Here is a 16091-nt window from a genome sequence, read left to right as displayed (position 1 = left end):
TATAGTGGGTTTAGTATAATATAATGAAGGGGGTTTGTGTTCAAGATACAATATCCAACAGATCATCTAAAAAAAGAAGATGTTAATTCAAAGATTACTGAATTATCGGATGAAGTGCAATATATAGAGCAAGCTAGAGAATTTTATCAACTTAAGCGTTATCGTAGATCTGATGTTGATTCCGAAAGTGGAAGTCAGATTAAGAGAATCGATGTTCCAGGAGACGGTAGTTGCTTGTTTTGGTCTGTTACTATGGCTTACTTAATACCCGTCAGAAACGACGATGCTTTATTTCGACAAAGGTATGAAGTACTATTTGGAAATGATGGAACTGTAACCCAAAATTTAGATCATATTAGAGGTTTGGTTCGGAATTTAGGTGCTGCGAATTATGATGATACATTTGCAAATTTAGTAAGAAACTTATTTCGTAATCGAGTAGTTGATCACATAAGTTCTTATAGAAATGAGTTCAGAGATTTTGTTGAAGGTGATTTTGAGCGTTACTTGGAAAACATGAGGAACCCTGATACTTGGGGAGGTGAACCTGAAATAAGAGCAATGAGTGGAATGCTTAGCGCAACGATTAGTGTTTCTGGTGAAGTTGAGACTCAATATGGTAATGGGGATATTCAAATACAATTATTTCATGTTGGTGCACCAGGTAAACGAAACCATTATAATTTTGGTCTTGAAAGGAATATTATTGATAATGATAAAGAGCTTGCAAAAGGCTTAAAAAGAGTCATGGGTAAAGTAAGACCACAAGACTTTGAGTTAATACAGTTATTGATAGAGGAAGCAGATAAAGAAGTTGGTATAAGCCGGCAAGATGAGGATTTTAAATCTTTTGAACCGAGATTTCAGTCATTTGTGGATCAGATTCCATCTTATTTACACTCTGTAGAAAAAGCAGGGTTTTTTACACACTTCTTCCTAGGTAGTTTTTCTACTTTGTTGGATACAGAGATGGCAAAAAAGCTAGACATCAAGGAGATTTATTTTAGCTTTGACGGTGCAAAGACTTTGAAGGTAGCTATTATAAAAAATGGTGAAATGAAGAGTCAAAAAGATGTGATCGATAAAGTAAAATTATTTGTTATATCAGAAAGTGGTTCTCATTCTTACACTCAAGAGTTTGATCAAGGTGAATTGAAGGAGGTATTAGGCAAGCTTTACTCTCTTATTGAAAATAACCTAGATAAAATTAAAGTTAAATCAATAAAAATCATTAAAGATGCCGGTCATCAGGGAGAAATAGTTGTTGATGTGAAAGATAAAGGAGTAGACATAGAACATAATTCTGAAGTTCAATTTAAAAAAGTGAGAAAAGGGTTATGGAGGGATCCCGAAGTCGATATAGCGAAGCTAGCTATTTCCAATCAGCGAACAGTTAAAGCATCTTTAAGGAGAATTCTTGATAAGATTTACACAATTCACTCCGAATATGCAGACTCACTAATCTATGCTAGCAGAGCACGTGAAGCAGCACATCATGGGTTTGCGGTAGGCGTTTTCATGAATTTCCACTATAGGTATAATCTTAGAGTTTACCCAGAGCAATTTGCAGGAAGGGGTTATGCAGATATTATCTTGCTGGCTCGTGGTCCTGATCGTGCATTGGATTCTATTCCCATTATTATTGAATTAAAAGCGGGAGCAGGTTCTAATGCTACTCCAGATAAGGCTTTGCAGCAAGCAGAAAGGTATGCACAAGGTTTCCAACCAAATGTTCAGCGAGTTTTAACTACTGCAGATAACATTTTATATGTTGGTGTCAACCTTGATAATCCGTCTCCTATCTCTGATATTAAAGTATCAAATCGTGGAGAAGAAATAATTCCTCTTTTTCAAGATATGTTAAAATCCTCTGATGATTGGGATACGCAAGAGATTGGTAAAAGAGAATTAAAAGAACAGATAAAAGATAATATGGAACGTATTTATCATACGTTTCCTGGTACATCAGAGAAGGGAGATAATCATTATTTTAGTAGGTTTTTACTAGGGCAATCATTATTATTAAGTGAAGATTCAGGAACAAGTTTAAAAAAGTATATTTTTATCTATGGAGACAATATACCTACTGAAGTGCATCCTAATCTTCGTAGGCTTGGACGTCCGGCAGCTCAAAGAGCCAGAGAAAGACTGTCAGCTAACCTTGATGCAAGCCATGCAGTTGTAACAATGGTGCTCATCCCAGAAAATACAGAGAAGTTGGTTTATGTGATGAATATTGTTGAAGCTAACAGAAAAGATGTTTTGAACGGGCTGAATGAAGTTCTTCCTCTTGATAGATTAAATAGAGAAATAGGGAATAGGGAAATAATCGAATTAAGTCTTAATTTTGATACTAGATACAAGTCAGATTTTAAAAGATATCTTACTATTTGGGCTGAAAAATACAATTCTTTACAAGAGTACAACAACGGAGATAATAGATTTCAAGGTACTTTTAAAGAAGTTACTTATCCTAATGAGTTAAAAGAAACATTTGATAAAGCACTAGATATCCAATCCTTATCAATAAGAGGATATAGTAGATTATTAGAAAAAATTGGAGAAGGAATCTTTCCTTTTAAGAGTCTCGTTAATAAAGAAGCTCATTTCCAGGGAATATTGAATGGAGTGTTTAGTTATTATAGTGACTTAAAATTACAGGAATCACCAGAAACTAGAGCATTAGTTTTAACTGAGTTTCAAACTGGTAGAGGGGAACGTATTGACATGCTAGTTCATGGTATTAAGTTTGTGGCTCAAGGTGGAAATGCTGAGGAGTACACTCCAATAGGGTTAGAACTTAAGGCATCAAGGCAGGGTAAAGGGGCTCAAGCTTTATTGAGGGAAGCAAATGATCAAATAAATGAAGAGTACAAAGAAGGTGTTACCTATAAAACACTTACAGATGGTGATGAGGTAAAATTTATCGGTGTTGTTTTCGATAAAGGATCTAATAATCCGAATAAACTTATTTTAACAAGTAGGACAACCAAGGAAGGATTTATTCCTGTTGAAGTAGTTCATAGTTCAGTTCATATGCTGCCTACTGGTGAAGCAACACAATCTTTGAATAAGTTAAATCTTAATGGCTGTGCAAAGCAAAGCAATAGAAAGAAGAGAAGTATTAAATGTTTATTTTCAAAGGATGATGTGGAAAAGTTTAGTAAAGGAAGGGTAGATAAAAATAATGTAGGTAAGGTTATAATTGATAGTGAAAAGTTCCTAACTTATGTTAAAAGCAGTCAAGATGAAGGGAAAAATGCTCAGCTAATAGAGTTTATTGGAAACAAAAATATTGAGGGTGACTATAAATATTTAGTTGATAAGGTGATTGGAGACCAAGGGTATGAGCGCTATATTCAGAATGAGCGTATCAAGGATTTATATGGTGACGTTTTACAGCAAAACAGTGATTTAACAAAAAACCCGAAATTAAAAAGCAGATTAATGAATGCTGCAGGTGGAATACAATTAATAAGAGGAATTCATGGTGCTATTGTATCTTGCAAGGATGGAACAGCAACGGATTGTGGATTAAATCTAGGTGGAATAGGATGGTCTTTTGCGTCTCAACCAATTGAGAATGTAATGGTTAAAATTGCTCCAAAAGTTGTAACATCAGCTGAAAAAGTTGTAGGAAGGATTATACCGGGTACTTTAGGTAAGCAGACAAAATTTGTTGTTCAAGTTGCAGGAGTAAAATTTGGAAGTAAAATAGCGAAAGGCACGGCAGGAGCTATAGCTGGTATATTTGATATTATTGATATAGGCATATCAGCAAATAACCTTGTAGACTGTAAAAATAGAGAAGATAGTAATAATCCATGTGGAGAAAAGGAGATAAGAGATAATATAGCTTCTATAGCCTTTTCTGGTGTGTCATTTGTTTCTGGTGTTGCTCTTACAGCAGCTAGTCTGCCTGGAGTTGGTATTGGAGTTGGATTTGGACTCATGGTAACTCATGGAGTTTATAGTGGTATTAGCAATATTATAGAGTATGAAAAGAAGTATGATACAACTCATGGTGAGAATTTCGATATCTTTTTGCATACGCTTTTACTTTCATCTATGCCATATGATCTGGAACACCTTGCAGCCAGAAATAATATGGTTAATAGTCAAGCTAAAAGAGCCTGGAAAGCTTTAAGTGATAGCCCTAATGATGTAGTTGCCTATGGAGTTGGTTTTGGGGTGGATAGCGACACGCCATCTCTTCATGCAGGGTATGGAAAGATTCTAATGAATAGAACAGATGCTGATACAACAAACCTTTCACGTGTTATACCTGACCCAATTCAAAATGCTACGATAATTTGCTTACCACAAGTCACTAGCGAAATTTATGAAAAAGGTATTAAAAAATCAGTTCCAACAGCTGTGCATCACTGTGAAAATACAATGGTTATTGCTGATAGAAGAAGAATGCAAAATGGTACAATAATTCTTTATAATTTAGAAAGCATAGATGAAGGTACCATTGTTGGAAGTAATACATTAAATAACTACTTCTTGATTTTTAGAGGAAACACAGGAATAACTGGTGGTAATAATACTGTTAACAAATTTATTCTTGTGAAACCTGGAGGTTTTTCGGGTAAAATTATTGGTGGAAGTAATGCTACTAATATACTTGACCTAAGTCAATCAACAGAATACGACTTTGTACAAGCAAAAATTGACTATCGTTTTAGACCTAACGCTCCCGGTCTTTTAAGGTTAACAACAAATCTTCATCGATTGATCAATGATTATGTTGATAGCAATGTCGATGCTTTCAGGTATAGCTATATTGGAAGGCAAAATAAGACAGATAATGTTTTATGTACATATAATTCTAGGCGCCTTACTAGAAACGATAATCGTGACGTCTTTATAAATAGTGGTGGAGGTTTGAGCAAAAATGAGAAGGATACAGTTGATAATTGTAAAAAAGTAGCTATTGCGCCATACACTAAAGTTACAGGTGCAGAAAATGATTATACCTTTTATATAAAAACCACAGATTACGAGGCTAAAGATTTATATTCAGAAATTGATGTAAAAGGAACGGGAACTGTAATCTTTCCGGAAACTAATCTGCTAGATGATTGTGATGAAATATCTTATTTCTCGACTAATAATACTTTATCTTTAAAAATAGGGCTGGGTCAAGGTAATCAATATACCCTTGATATTAAAAATTATATTAAGCAAGGCAGTAATCAACCTAATTTTATGCTGATAGATAAAAATGGTAGTAATATTATTCCTAAAATTGAGAAACTAGAATCATCCATTACAAAAATTAACTCGTTCGAGTTACATACAGAACATTCTCTTGATAGCTTTGATGCTGCAGAAAATCATTACAAGGAAATACTCATTAATAATAAGGACTATAAAGTCTTTGGTGTTGTTAGAGCAAAACTACAAAGCAATAGCGCATTCCAACATATGGTATTTGGTTCTTCAGGAGAAGATATAATAAATTTTGACCAAAGGAGTATGTTTGCTAGAGGTGGAAATGGAAGTGATATGTATGTTATTGATAGCAACACAGAGAAAAGAGAGATTATTATTGATAATAACTCAGGTGATAAAAAATTAGATATGTTGGTTATGCCAGAAGTTCCTGAGGAGTTTTCAATTCAACAGTGTAACTTGCATTTAAACTATAGTAATACTCATGTTCAAGTAAGAAATTATCTTAAGGGTAACAGCTATAGGCACCTTATGGTTATGAACAGTAAAGGAGAAACCTTTATTCCTTATGTACAATCAATGTCATGTGCTGGCTCTTCCGTAGAAAGTGGCAAATTATCTCCCTTTTTCCATGCCACACAGACTCAGAATATGTTTTTGTTGCCTAAGGATTTTGAAGGTGATCATTTAGTGATTGATTCTAATCTTGAAGATATCGAGAAATATAAAGATGAAGATGATCTCTTATTAACAAGAGAAGGTGAGATTCCTTTTATTATTAGAGTAGAAGATTTTTATAATGACCAAAGTAAATGGAGAGATGTTAATTTTCTTCTGTGGAACAATGGTAATTTTTTTCCATATTTAGGTTTACAGCAAGAGGTTGATGGAATAATGGACTATCAAGATAAACTTAAGAATGATTATGAAAAAATTATAAAAGAATATGTTATAGATTTCACTAAGTCTATCAGTATCACACATAATCAAGATGGCACTTTAACTTCGGTGGGGCAAGATGAAGAACGCATAGGAGTAGTGATATTAAAAGATATTACTCCAGATCAGATTAGGGTTTCCAGTAGTAATACAGATTTGGTGTTTTCCGACGAAGTATCTAACCATGTAATCAATGTAAAAAATTGGAATAATTCTGAGTCTTATAGGATTTCTACATTGGAATTCGATTTAGGGTTAGAACCAATAATAATCCGGAGATTAGACAGGTTTAGTTTGTCTGATATAGCAGAAATACAAGGTCTGATTAATAAAGCTTCAGAGATTTGCCAAAAGAAGGCTGGGTGCGAAGCTAACATTGAAGCTAAAAATAACGATGGCCAAACACTTTTTCATGTTGCTGCTCAAGAAGGCAAATTGCGTTCTATTAGGTTTCTTATAGGTAAAATTGAAAGTATGAATTTTGAAGATAATTTGTATTCAGAACCTGATGAACTAGTAAAAGCAGTTCGCCAAAGAGAAAGATTAAAGTCTCTCATAAATGAAAAAGATAAGTTCGGTTATACACCGCTACAATATGCTGCTAAAAATGGCAAGTGGGATATAGTTAATCTTTTCCTTGATAAAACTGCTGAAAGAAATCAAGATGACGTTGCAGATAAAGATAAATTCTCAACAAGCTGGACTACCGTGCACTATGCCGTTTACAATGGTAATATGAGTCTATTTAATGATATATTTCAATTTCTTTCAGATAAAGAAACTATGATTAATACTAAAGACAGTAGTGATTGGACACCTCTACACTATGCTGTATATTACAATGCTTTAGATGTGGTAAAATTTCTTGTGAACAAAGGAGCTGATATCAGTGTTAAAGATAAGGATAGTAAAACACCTTTAGACTTAGCTGCTCAAGAGAATGACACAAATGTAGCAGAGTTTCTAAAGCAAACGGAATTAGATAAAAAATTGTTAGCTGCAGTGCAAGATGCAGGTCTTAATGAAGTTAAAGATCTTATTAATCAGAAGGCTAATATTAATGCTAAAGACATGTACGGTTGGACGCTTTTACACTTTGCTGCTTCTCGTGATAAACTTAGTGTAGTTGAGTTTCTCTTCAATAACAATGCTAATATTAATGCTAAAGATGTGTATGGTAATACACCATTACATGTAGCTGCCCAGTACAGTAGTAGTCTTGAAATAGTTAAGTTTCTTTTAGACAAGGATATTAGCGGTATTAATAATATAACCAATAATGGTTGGACACCATTGCATGTAGCTATACAAGGAAACAAATTAAATACAGTCGAACTCCTTCTTGGCAGAGGTGCTGATATTGAAGTTAGAGATATTTATAACCAAACATCTTTAGATTTGGCTACTCGAAAAGGTTACCTAGATATAGCAGGAATTTTGAAGCAAGTACAATTAGATAGAAAATTGTTGACTATTGTGGAAAGCGGTGGTTTTAATGAAGCTAAAGGTCTTATTGCTCAGGGTGCTAACATTGATACCAATGACAAGAACGGTAATACACTACTGTATTCAGCTGCTGAAATCGGTGATTTAGATAGAATAAAATTCCTTCTTGATAATGGTGCTAATATTGAAACTAAAAATGGGGAATATCAAGCAACTCCTTTGCATGGAGCTGTGTTAAATGAAAGACTAAATGTGGTCAAATTGCTTCTTAATCGTGGTGCAAACGTTAACGCTGAAGACAAAGACAATTGGACACCTTTACATTATGCTGCTGATACCAACAGTCTTGATATAGTAAAAGTTCTTGTCGATGCTCATGCTAATCTTGATGCTAGAGGTGATTACGGCAAGGCACCGCTAGATATTGCTAGAGATAGTAGTATTGCAGAATATTTAGAGAAAAAACTCAATGAAAAAGGAGAAAAACCTGTGCAACGCAGACGCCGTCATCACCACGGGGATCACAATCGCAATCATAATCACTCATCACATAAATTCCTTTCTGTAGATTCAAGTAATCAACCTGGAATAGCAGCAAGTAGTAGCACAAGACCATCTTCATGGATAAATGATTTGTTTAGTTGGGTGAAAAGTTCTGTAGGTGGGTTTAGAGCTGTTTTACCTGAGGAAACATCAAGTACTACAAGTTCAATTTTACAAGTTGATGCGCCAATAGATGTAAATGGTACGATAATGTTACTTGATGTGCTTGTTAGAAAGGTTACGGGTCAAAAATACATTTTTACATCAGATCAGAACGTATCATTACTGGAAGCGCAGGGCTATGCATTGAATATTACAGAGAAATTTGAGAAAGTAGTAGAACAAGCTGCATTAAAAAGTGGCATATCAATGCACCGGTTAAATATTGATTATATGGAAATACAGAAAGAAGTTACAGGAAAAATCATGAGTGGTAAATTTAATGAAATTTCAGGGATTTTCAACTCATATGTAGAGAAAGCATGTTCTGGTAAAGAAGCTGGTAAATTAAGTCCGAAGAAATTTGACAAGTTTATAGCTCAATTTAATAAGGGTCTGCTAAATCAATCAATAGAGCAGATATTACACAACAGAGATGGTACATTAGAAGTTGATGGTGCAAAGCAAATGAGTTTAGAGCCTCAAAGTTATTTAAGTAATGCTTCAGTTCACAGCCATTCAGAAGTATCAACTTGTCTTTCTGAGATAGGAGTAACCAAGCTTGGAGGTAATATCAATAGGTAGGTTATAATATAAGAGGTGCAGCTATAAAATGCCAAGTAGTGAAAATTTTAAAGTGAAGGTAGCAAAATTAGCCAAAATAATTAGGGAAACCAGTAGCAAGTTTGATGGTCCTAATACTAAAATGGATGAAGTAGACATTAAATACTAAGTGGTTAATGTGTTTTCCATATTGAACTTACAGCACGTAGCTTTGATATAGAAGTTTGAGTAACGTTATGATAGTAATTTATATAATTCTATGTGCAATCCTTATAGCTATTTTAGACAGTTCATTAGATTCTTAATTAGGGAATATATCTAACTTAAAGAAGATTTTCATAAATGTTGAAGTGAATAAGTTGTAGTATTTATGTTTTTTCCCTGAGTTGTAAAATTTCAGAATGAGAGAGACCGGTAATTTGAGCTATAACATCTATAGGGACATCGGCCTTGAGTGAATTTTTTGCAACTTCAATTTTACCTTCAATTTTACCTTTTTCATGGCCGATTTGGATGCCTTCTTTCCTGCCTTTCTCTTCTCCAATTTGGATTCCTTCATGTTTAGCATCATCGAGTTTTTGAGCAAGGATAGCGTTTTCTTTCTGCACGCTCAATATTCTTTCTTCATATGCGATCAAATCCTTTTCATTCCAGCGAAACCTGTCTAATTCATCATATGCTAGCTTTATTATCGGAGCTTCTGCTGCTATCTTTTTTAGATCTTCTTCAGTTGTATCTTCTGCGTATTTAAAAAAGAAACACCATCTCTCTGTAGTATTCTCTAATTGCTCTACCTTATTTTTTGTAAATTTAGGCAACTCAATAAAGACAAATTGTAAATCTTTCAAGTAATGCCCATTGGTTTTGATATCGCGTATATTATGAGTAGAAATATAGTCAACTTCTTCAGGCAGAAGGTTACAATTGGAAATAGCAATAAAGAAGACTTTCTGAAGATGAATGTAATTACCAGATTTATCTAATTGCCGAGAGTAAGCTTTAGCAGCATAAAGTTGAGCACGTTTCTCAAAGCCTTTATCACGAGCGAGTTGCATTTCGATAACAAATCTATTACCAATAGAGTCTTTGCAAAGAACATCAACAATGCTTTGTTTGTCAGAGGCAATTTCAGGATCCATAATGGTACTAAGGAATTCAATTTCCATTATTTGATCAGAAGTAGAAAAACCTAAGATATCGTTGAGGAAGTGAATTAAGATATTTTTATTCTTTTCAGAGCCAAAGATCTTTTTAAAGCTCAAGTCATTTTTGGGATCAAGAAATTTCGAAAGAGCCATGACGAATTAACCTAAAAAGCATTAGTAATTATACACAATTGTGAAGAAATATTCAACTAAAATTCAAACATAGAAAGAAGCATCCCTTTTGTATATCTTTATTTGGTAGTATTAAACTGTATAATATTTATGGCAAATATCTCTATAAGGTATCAGATAGCACAAAAAGTAAGGAGCTGGAGGTTAAAGCGAGGCTATACTCAAAAAGATTTAGCGAAGAAAGTCAGTGTAACGTATCAAGTAGTACTACAATATGAAAAAGGAACACGTAAAATTTCGATTGAAAAATTGTATGCTATAGCAGAGATATTGTCGATTGGTATTGTAGACCTAATTCCTGTATCAAATGAAAAAATCTGTTTTGAAGATGAGGGAGAGAAAATATTAAATCTAGTAAGAAAATATAAAACGATTAATGATCAAGAGTTGCGCAAGGTGTTTTACTTGCTAACAAAATTTACCCGAGTTGGTGAGAAAAGTAGTAAAAAAGCAGAGAAAGTAAAAATTGCAAAGGGCCTGGTTAAAGCAGGGATTTCTGTTGATATTGTTTCACAAGCAATTGGCCTCTCTGCTGATGAATGTGTTGAAGAAAAAATAGGTTCTATATACTGCAAAATAGGAAAGAAGATAAAAGAATGGAGACTAGTGCGGGAATATACTCAGAAGGATTTAGCAAAGAAAATGAGTACAACACGTGATGAAATAAGCAACTATGAACAAGGAAGAACTGCTGTTCCACTGGGAAGATTATATGAGATAGCAAAGGCGTTATCGATTAATATCATGGACCTACTTGAACTAACAGAGGATGCAGATGATAAAGTGGTACCTAATTTAATTGAAGAATACAAAAAAATTGAAAGCCAAGAACTACGTCATGCACTAATGAAATCTCTGTTTGAAAGCATACAAATTTGCGAAGAGAAAGTGAAAAGAGCAGAAAAGATAAAGGATTTAGTTAAGGAAGGAATTTCTATCAATATTATTTTAAAAACAGTAGGCATCTCTTTAGACGAAATTCAACAAATTTAAAATAAAAAATCAGTATCTATTAATATCTTTACTTTTTGATGAAAAAATAAGTAAAAAAGATTGAAAAATTGATTTGACTTCACTCGGAAGCTATGGCTCTATGCCAATGCTGATAAAGCAGTAAATATTAAAAAAAAGTTTGTTGTTAGTGAAGGGTAAATTATATGAATAATAATAAGAATAAAGAAGAAATAGAATTCAGAATATTAGAAAGCAAAGGCAAAGCACTACTTGATCGTGAAATAATGGAAACATTTTTAAGTGCAGTACATGAAAGGCCGCAAGCTCAAGAAATTGCTAAAAATCTGGTGAATACTTATGCAGGAGTAGGAAGGATTTTAGGTAGAGAAATGGATGACCTGAAAGTTATAGAAGGAGTAACTGATTCTGCAGTAGCAATGATTATGTGTGTTAAGGAAACACTAGAAAGGGTACTGAGAGAAAAGCTCAAAAGTGAGCCAATAATGGACTTACAAGGGCTAGTAGAGTACTTAAACGTAAGTATAGGCCACTCAGAAAGGGAATGTGTAAAAATACTGTACTTGAATAAAAGGCGTCAACTAATTGGAGAAGAATCCTATATTGGTGAAATGGAAAAAGCACCAGTATACATAAAGGAAATTACAAGAAAAGCATTAATAAAGAATGCAACATTAGTAATAATGTCACACAACCACCCTGGGGGAAGTTTAGAACCTTCAGAAGAAGATCAAGAAGTAACAAAGAGCTTAGCAGCAGCATGTAGTACTGTAAGCGTTAGATTATTTGATCATATTATCATTACAAGTGGGGGTTATTTTAGCTTTAGAGAAAACGGATTGTTATAGCAGAAAGTATTTGCAAATCTACTCATATCAATTTATAATGAGTAATATAATGTATAATAACAAAGTTTATTGTACACTTAAAAAGTATTTTTAATATGAGGTTTATATGACTAGTAAAGATCAGAATAAAAAGACTAATGTTAATCACAAGAAAATATTTGGTGCTCTTGAAAGCGTTGATATAGAGCAGTCTAAATTTGTGAGTAAAATTAATAGCCAGAAGGAGATAAAACTGGAAGATACAATGCCTTTCCCTAGCAGAAACGTTCGCGAAAACAAAATCAACTATGGAAAAGGACTTGATTATATATATGGCACAAAACCTGTAAGTGATCAAGAAGATAAAAATCCATTTGCCTCAGCTTTGCAAAAAATAAAGCCAAATACAGAGAAGCTGAGCTGGTTTAAGAGTTCTATAGTAGAGGCAAAAAACGTAAATGAATTGCACAAAGTTATAGACAAAGTACTAGCTTCTGGAGCAAGGCTAAATGCATGTAATGATGGAGAATGGAGATATCAACTATGTTTAAAAATTTTTTATTTGTGTAATTTTGCAACTTCATATGGGCAATAAACCCCTGCTTTGTCGTATAAGAATAGAATTTTATATCAAACAGCTACTATAGTATTTTCTAAAATGGATGATAAAGTTCCATTATGGTATTACCAACCAAAAGCTGTAAGTCTGTATATTTATACATGAGAGGTCTGAGGCGGCTTTTGATGGTATGCCAACAGTATTCTATAGGATTCAAATCTGGTGAATATGTTGGAAGATACAGCAAATGACAGCCAAAAGACTCTATTAATGATTTTGTTTTAGTGGTCTTATGAAATGTAGCATTATCCATAACTATAGTTGTGCCAAGTGGCAATGTAGGTAATAACATCTTCTCCAACCATGTATTGAATACCTCTTTGTCACACCCACCTTTGAAAGTCATTGGTGCAATAAATCTCTTTCCAATCCACCCGGCTACTATACTGATTCTCTCTCGAGTTCTCCCTGGAATATCTGCATAAATTTTCTTTCCTCTTGGAGCGCGTCCATATTCTCGGTATAACTTATTATCAACTCCTGCTTCATCTATATATAAGATGCTGGAATGGTCTATTTTTGAGATTTTATCAATAAATTGCTCCCTATCTTCTTGATTGCGCTCTTGATATAGTGTGACTTTTTTTTAAAGTAATTTTTAGCTGTTTTAGTCTATACCAAATTGAGTTTATTCCAAATCCAAGATTTTGTTTCATCTCTGCCAGAGTATGATCTGGATTCTTTGTAACATATTCTTCGAGTATTTTGGGGTCTATTTTTCGAATAAAGCTACCGTTTTTAGATGGCTTGAGGCTTTCACCAGCAGCTTTCTTTTTTAACCAACGGTACAGAGTTGCTATTCCTATCTCCATAAGCTCTGCTACCTCAACCTTTGTCTTACCTTTTTCTATCATCAATACTGCCTTTTCCCTTAAATCCACACTATATGCCATTATAACTCAAATACTTTATTATACCTTTATCATTTACTTTAGGAAATACTATACCTTGCTTAAACCAATGAATATGTGCGTTTAGTGTGTGTGGACGCACATATTCATTAACTAATTTTAATTATTGCCATGTAAATTTCTAAACATGCAAATTAATTGCTTCTTTAAGTCTGGCATTGGCGATGACTATAATTTTACGCATAAGTGCAGTGAGTGCTACCATCTTTCTTTTACCACTATCAATAAGCTTACAATAAAAAGCAGCAAGTTCTGACTTGGAGTTTCTAGCAGCCATAGCAGCTGTGAAAAGCTTTGAACGAACGTTACTTCTTCCACCTACAATCCTTCGGTAACCAATAGCTTTACCACTTTCCTTAGGATGAGGTGCAACACCTGCAAGGCTTGCAATTTGCCTTTTGTTTAAGGAACCAAGTTCCGGTATAAGGCACAATAAACATTGAGAGGTTTTTCTACCTATTCCAGGAACTGTTTCAAGAATCTTCTGGTATCGGTTCAGTTCAGGGTTTTCATTGACTATTTTTTGTATAGCTTGATCAAGCTTTTCTACCTGATTATTGAGGAATTCAATAGTTTGTTGACAACTTTCCTTAATGTAATCATTTCCAGGAGTTTTAAGCCTATTTTTTTCTTGAACAAGCATTTTCGTAATATCATCACGGCGCTGACAAAGTGTAAATAAGGTGGTTTGTTCTTTTGAGATAGGTGTAAATAGCTGCAGACGTCCACAACGCTCAGCACCATATTGGGCGAGCGCTTTTGCATCCAGATTGTCAGTCTTTGCCAAAGTTCCATGAGATAGAATGAAGTTTTTAACTTGACGAGTATTAGCACGATGCACAGCAATGTTTCTGTCAATAAGAAAATACAATAAGCCAAGCTCATAGCCTCCTGTAGCTTCTAAAATTATCATGGAATTGGGTAAGATATTTGAAAATTTTTGGTAAAATTGTTTCCAGCCAGAACAACTATTGTCAAACTTGATAACACTTTTTTGTTCATTCACTGCAATAACAAATTCAAGTTTTCCGATATCAATGCCAATAAAATTTTGATAGGATATAACCATAAAGAACCTCGAGAGTTTAAGTTAAAATTTAAGATTGTAAACGGGTGCATATGTATGTCCCAAACAACTATTCAAACGTCTCGAAGGATAGGCTTGAGTACCTTGATATCTACGTATGTGTAATACTACCGTCTTACGGTCGCTCAAGCCTTTGATAACTATATTTTTTTATAGAGTTACCTTCCTTCTTGCTTCTTTTATATCATATTTCCAACTTACAACTGTCTTTATTGTCAACAAGTTATTTAGCTATAAAACAACAAAAAATTTATCTGCATTTTCTATAAATTAGTGTAACTGTGGATAAATACTTTAAGTGTGTGTGGACGTATTTATCCACAGTTATAGGACCATATCTTCTTAATCTTCTGAGAATAGTTTTACAAAGTACAGAGCTCAGTTAAAATCAAAATGATACATATTATAACTCAAAGTACATGTTAAATTACATCCTAAACAGTTGAGCATAAGATCCAAGCTTTTACTGTCAAAATTATCTCACTAAATTACCATTGAATGGTTGATCATTTTTAAGAATACCAAAAAATACATGCATTAGTTTTCTCATTAAAGCAACAATTATAACCTTTGGACATTTTCCTTTACTTGCTAAACGCTGACAAAACTTTTGAAAGTAAGAATTATGATTCTTGACTACTATAGCTGGCATATAAAGAGCTTTGCGAATACGCTCAGATCCTATTTTACATATTCGACTTTTTTTACTTACGGATGATCCTGATTGATAATGTTCTGGGTTTAGACCAGCAAAAGCTGTGAATTGTCTGGCATTATCAAAATTATCAACTGATGGCATTTCTGCAACAACAGCAACAGCTGTAAGATGTCCTACGCCTTTTATAGTCTTGATCTTTTCTGTTATATTTTTTAGATGCAAATGGTTATTAACATGTTCATTAATTTCTTTCTCTAGAGCAGCAGTTTGTGTGTCTATTGTAGCAATGACCTCAAGTATTGCTTGTTTACAATGGGAATCCGTATTTTTATTTTCCAAGCGATTCATCTGTTGTAGCTTGTCATCTTTAAATGCTTGCAAACAACGATAAAGGTCTCTTAAACGCCTAACTTCGGGAGGAGCAGGTTTCCAAAGATTAGGTTTGTTAGCAATACAAAACCTAGCAATCATGGCAGCATCTGACTTATCTGTTTTGTTTCTAAGTAGCTCACTTCTGCCAAAAGCTTTGATTTGGGCTGGGTTTACCACACTTACATTATGCTCCAAGTCATACATAAAATTAACTATATCTTCACTATAACAACCGGTTGCTTCGAGACACAGATGAATAAGTTCTGCTCCATGATGATTGCACCAAGCCACAAGCTTTTCAAAACCATCATGATTATTTTGAAAGACTTTGTACCGTTCTTTGTTGCCTACCAATAAACAAACATCAAATTTCTTTTTAGAAATGTCCACACCTAAAACAGCATTTGCTTGCATAAAATTGCCTCCAAGACTATAAATTAGGTTGAGAGTTTAGACTAACCTTGTAAATACGGGAT

Annotated in this window: 8 protein-coding genes and 1 pseudogene; 4 read left to right on the top strand and 5 right to left on the bottom strand. The window is 33.9% G+C overall.

The annotated features are described in order from the left end of the window. The first annotated feature begins 36 nt into the window (after positions 1-36). Entirely contained in the window at positions 37-8853 is an 8817-nt protein-coding gene (locus ACICP1_RS02690) for an ankyrin repeat domain-containing protein (RefSeq protein WP_395461032.1), read from the top strand. A 347-nt stretch (positions 8854-9200) separates the two neighbouring features. On the opposite strand, the gene ACICP1_RS02685 is transcribed toward ACICP1_RS02690, so the two are convergent. Next, positions 9201-10130: an Rpn family recombination-promoting nuclease/putative transposase gene (locus ACICP1_RS02685; RefSeq protein ID WP_262986565.1), complete on the bottom strand. Its 930-nt coding sequence runs from the start codon at positions 10128-10130 to the stop codon at positions 9201-9203. 129 nt (positions 10131-10259) lie between these two features. On the opposite strand from ACICP1_RS02685, the gene ACICP1_RS02680 reads away from it, so the two are divergent. The 3 genes and pseudogenes from ACICP1_RS02680 to ACICP1_RS02670 form a co-directional block, all read left to right on the top strand. Then, positions 10260-11162: a helix-turn-helix domain-containing protein gene (locus ACICP1_RS02680; RefSeq protein ID WP_395461031.1), complete on the top strand. Its 903-nt coding sequence runs from the start codon at positions 10260-10262 to the stop codon at positions 11160-11162. A gap of 164 nt (positions 11163-11326) precedes the next feature. Then, complete coding sequence (locus ACICP1_RS02675; RefSeq protein WP_230609182.1) at positions 11327-11989, top strand: RadC family protein; 663 nt, start codon at positions 11327-11329, stop codon at positions 11987-11989. Positions 11990-12095: 106 nt separating this feature from the next. Further along, positions 12096-12506, top strand: a pseudogene (locus ACICP1_RS02670) (hypothetical protein); the annotation flags it as partial. Between the two features lie 115 nt (positions 12507-12621). On the opposite strand, the gene ACICP1_RS02665 reads toward ACICP1_RS02670, so the two are convergent. The 4 genes from ACICP1_RS02665 to ACICP1_RS02650 form a co-directional block, all read right to left on the bottom strand. After that, complete coding sequence (locus ACICP1_RS02665) at positions 12622-13104, bottom strand: IS630 family transposase (protein ID WP_265015457.1); 483 nt, start codon at positions 13102-13104, stop codon at positions 12622-12624. 28 nt (positions 13105-13132) lie between these two features. Further along, a complete protein-coding gene (locus ACICP1_RS02660) occupies positions 13133-13480 on the bottom strand; it encodes an IS630 transposase-related protein (protein WP_213864026.1) in 348 nt (115 codons plus the stop codon). 139 nt (positions 13481-13619) lie between these two features. Next, positions 13620-14567, bottom strand: coding sequence for an IS110 family transposase (locus ACICP1_RS02655; RefSeq protein ID WP_395460941.1), 948 nt, complete (start codon positions 14565-14567; stop codon positions 13620-13622). 493 nt (positions 14568-15060) lie between these two features. Further along, a complete protein-coding gene (locus tag ACICP1_RS02650; protein ID WP_141456909.1) occupies positions 15061-16029 on the bottom strand; it encodes a transposase in 969 nt (322 codons plus the stop codon). Between the last annotated feature and the right edge of the window lie 62 nt (positions 16030-16091).

It is taken from the genome of Wolbachia endosymbiont (group B) of Ablattaria laevigata (genome assembly GCF_964277395.1).
Lineage (GTDB): Bacteria > Pseudomonadota > Alphaproteobacteria > Rickettsiales > Anaplasmataceae > Wolbachia.
This window is presented reverse-complemented; position numbering and strand designations above follow the sequence as displayed.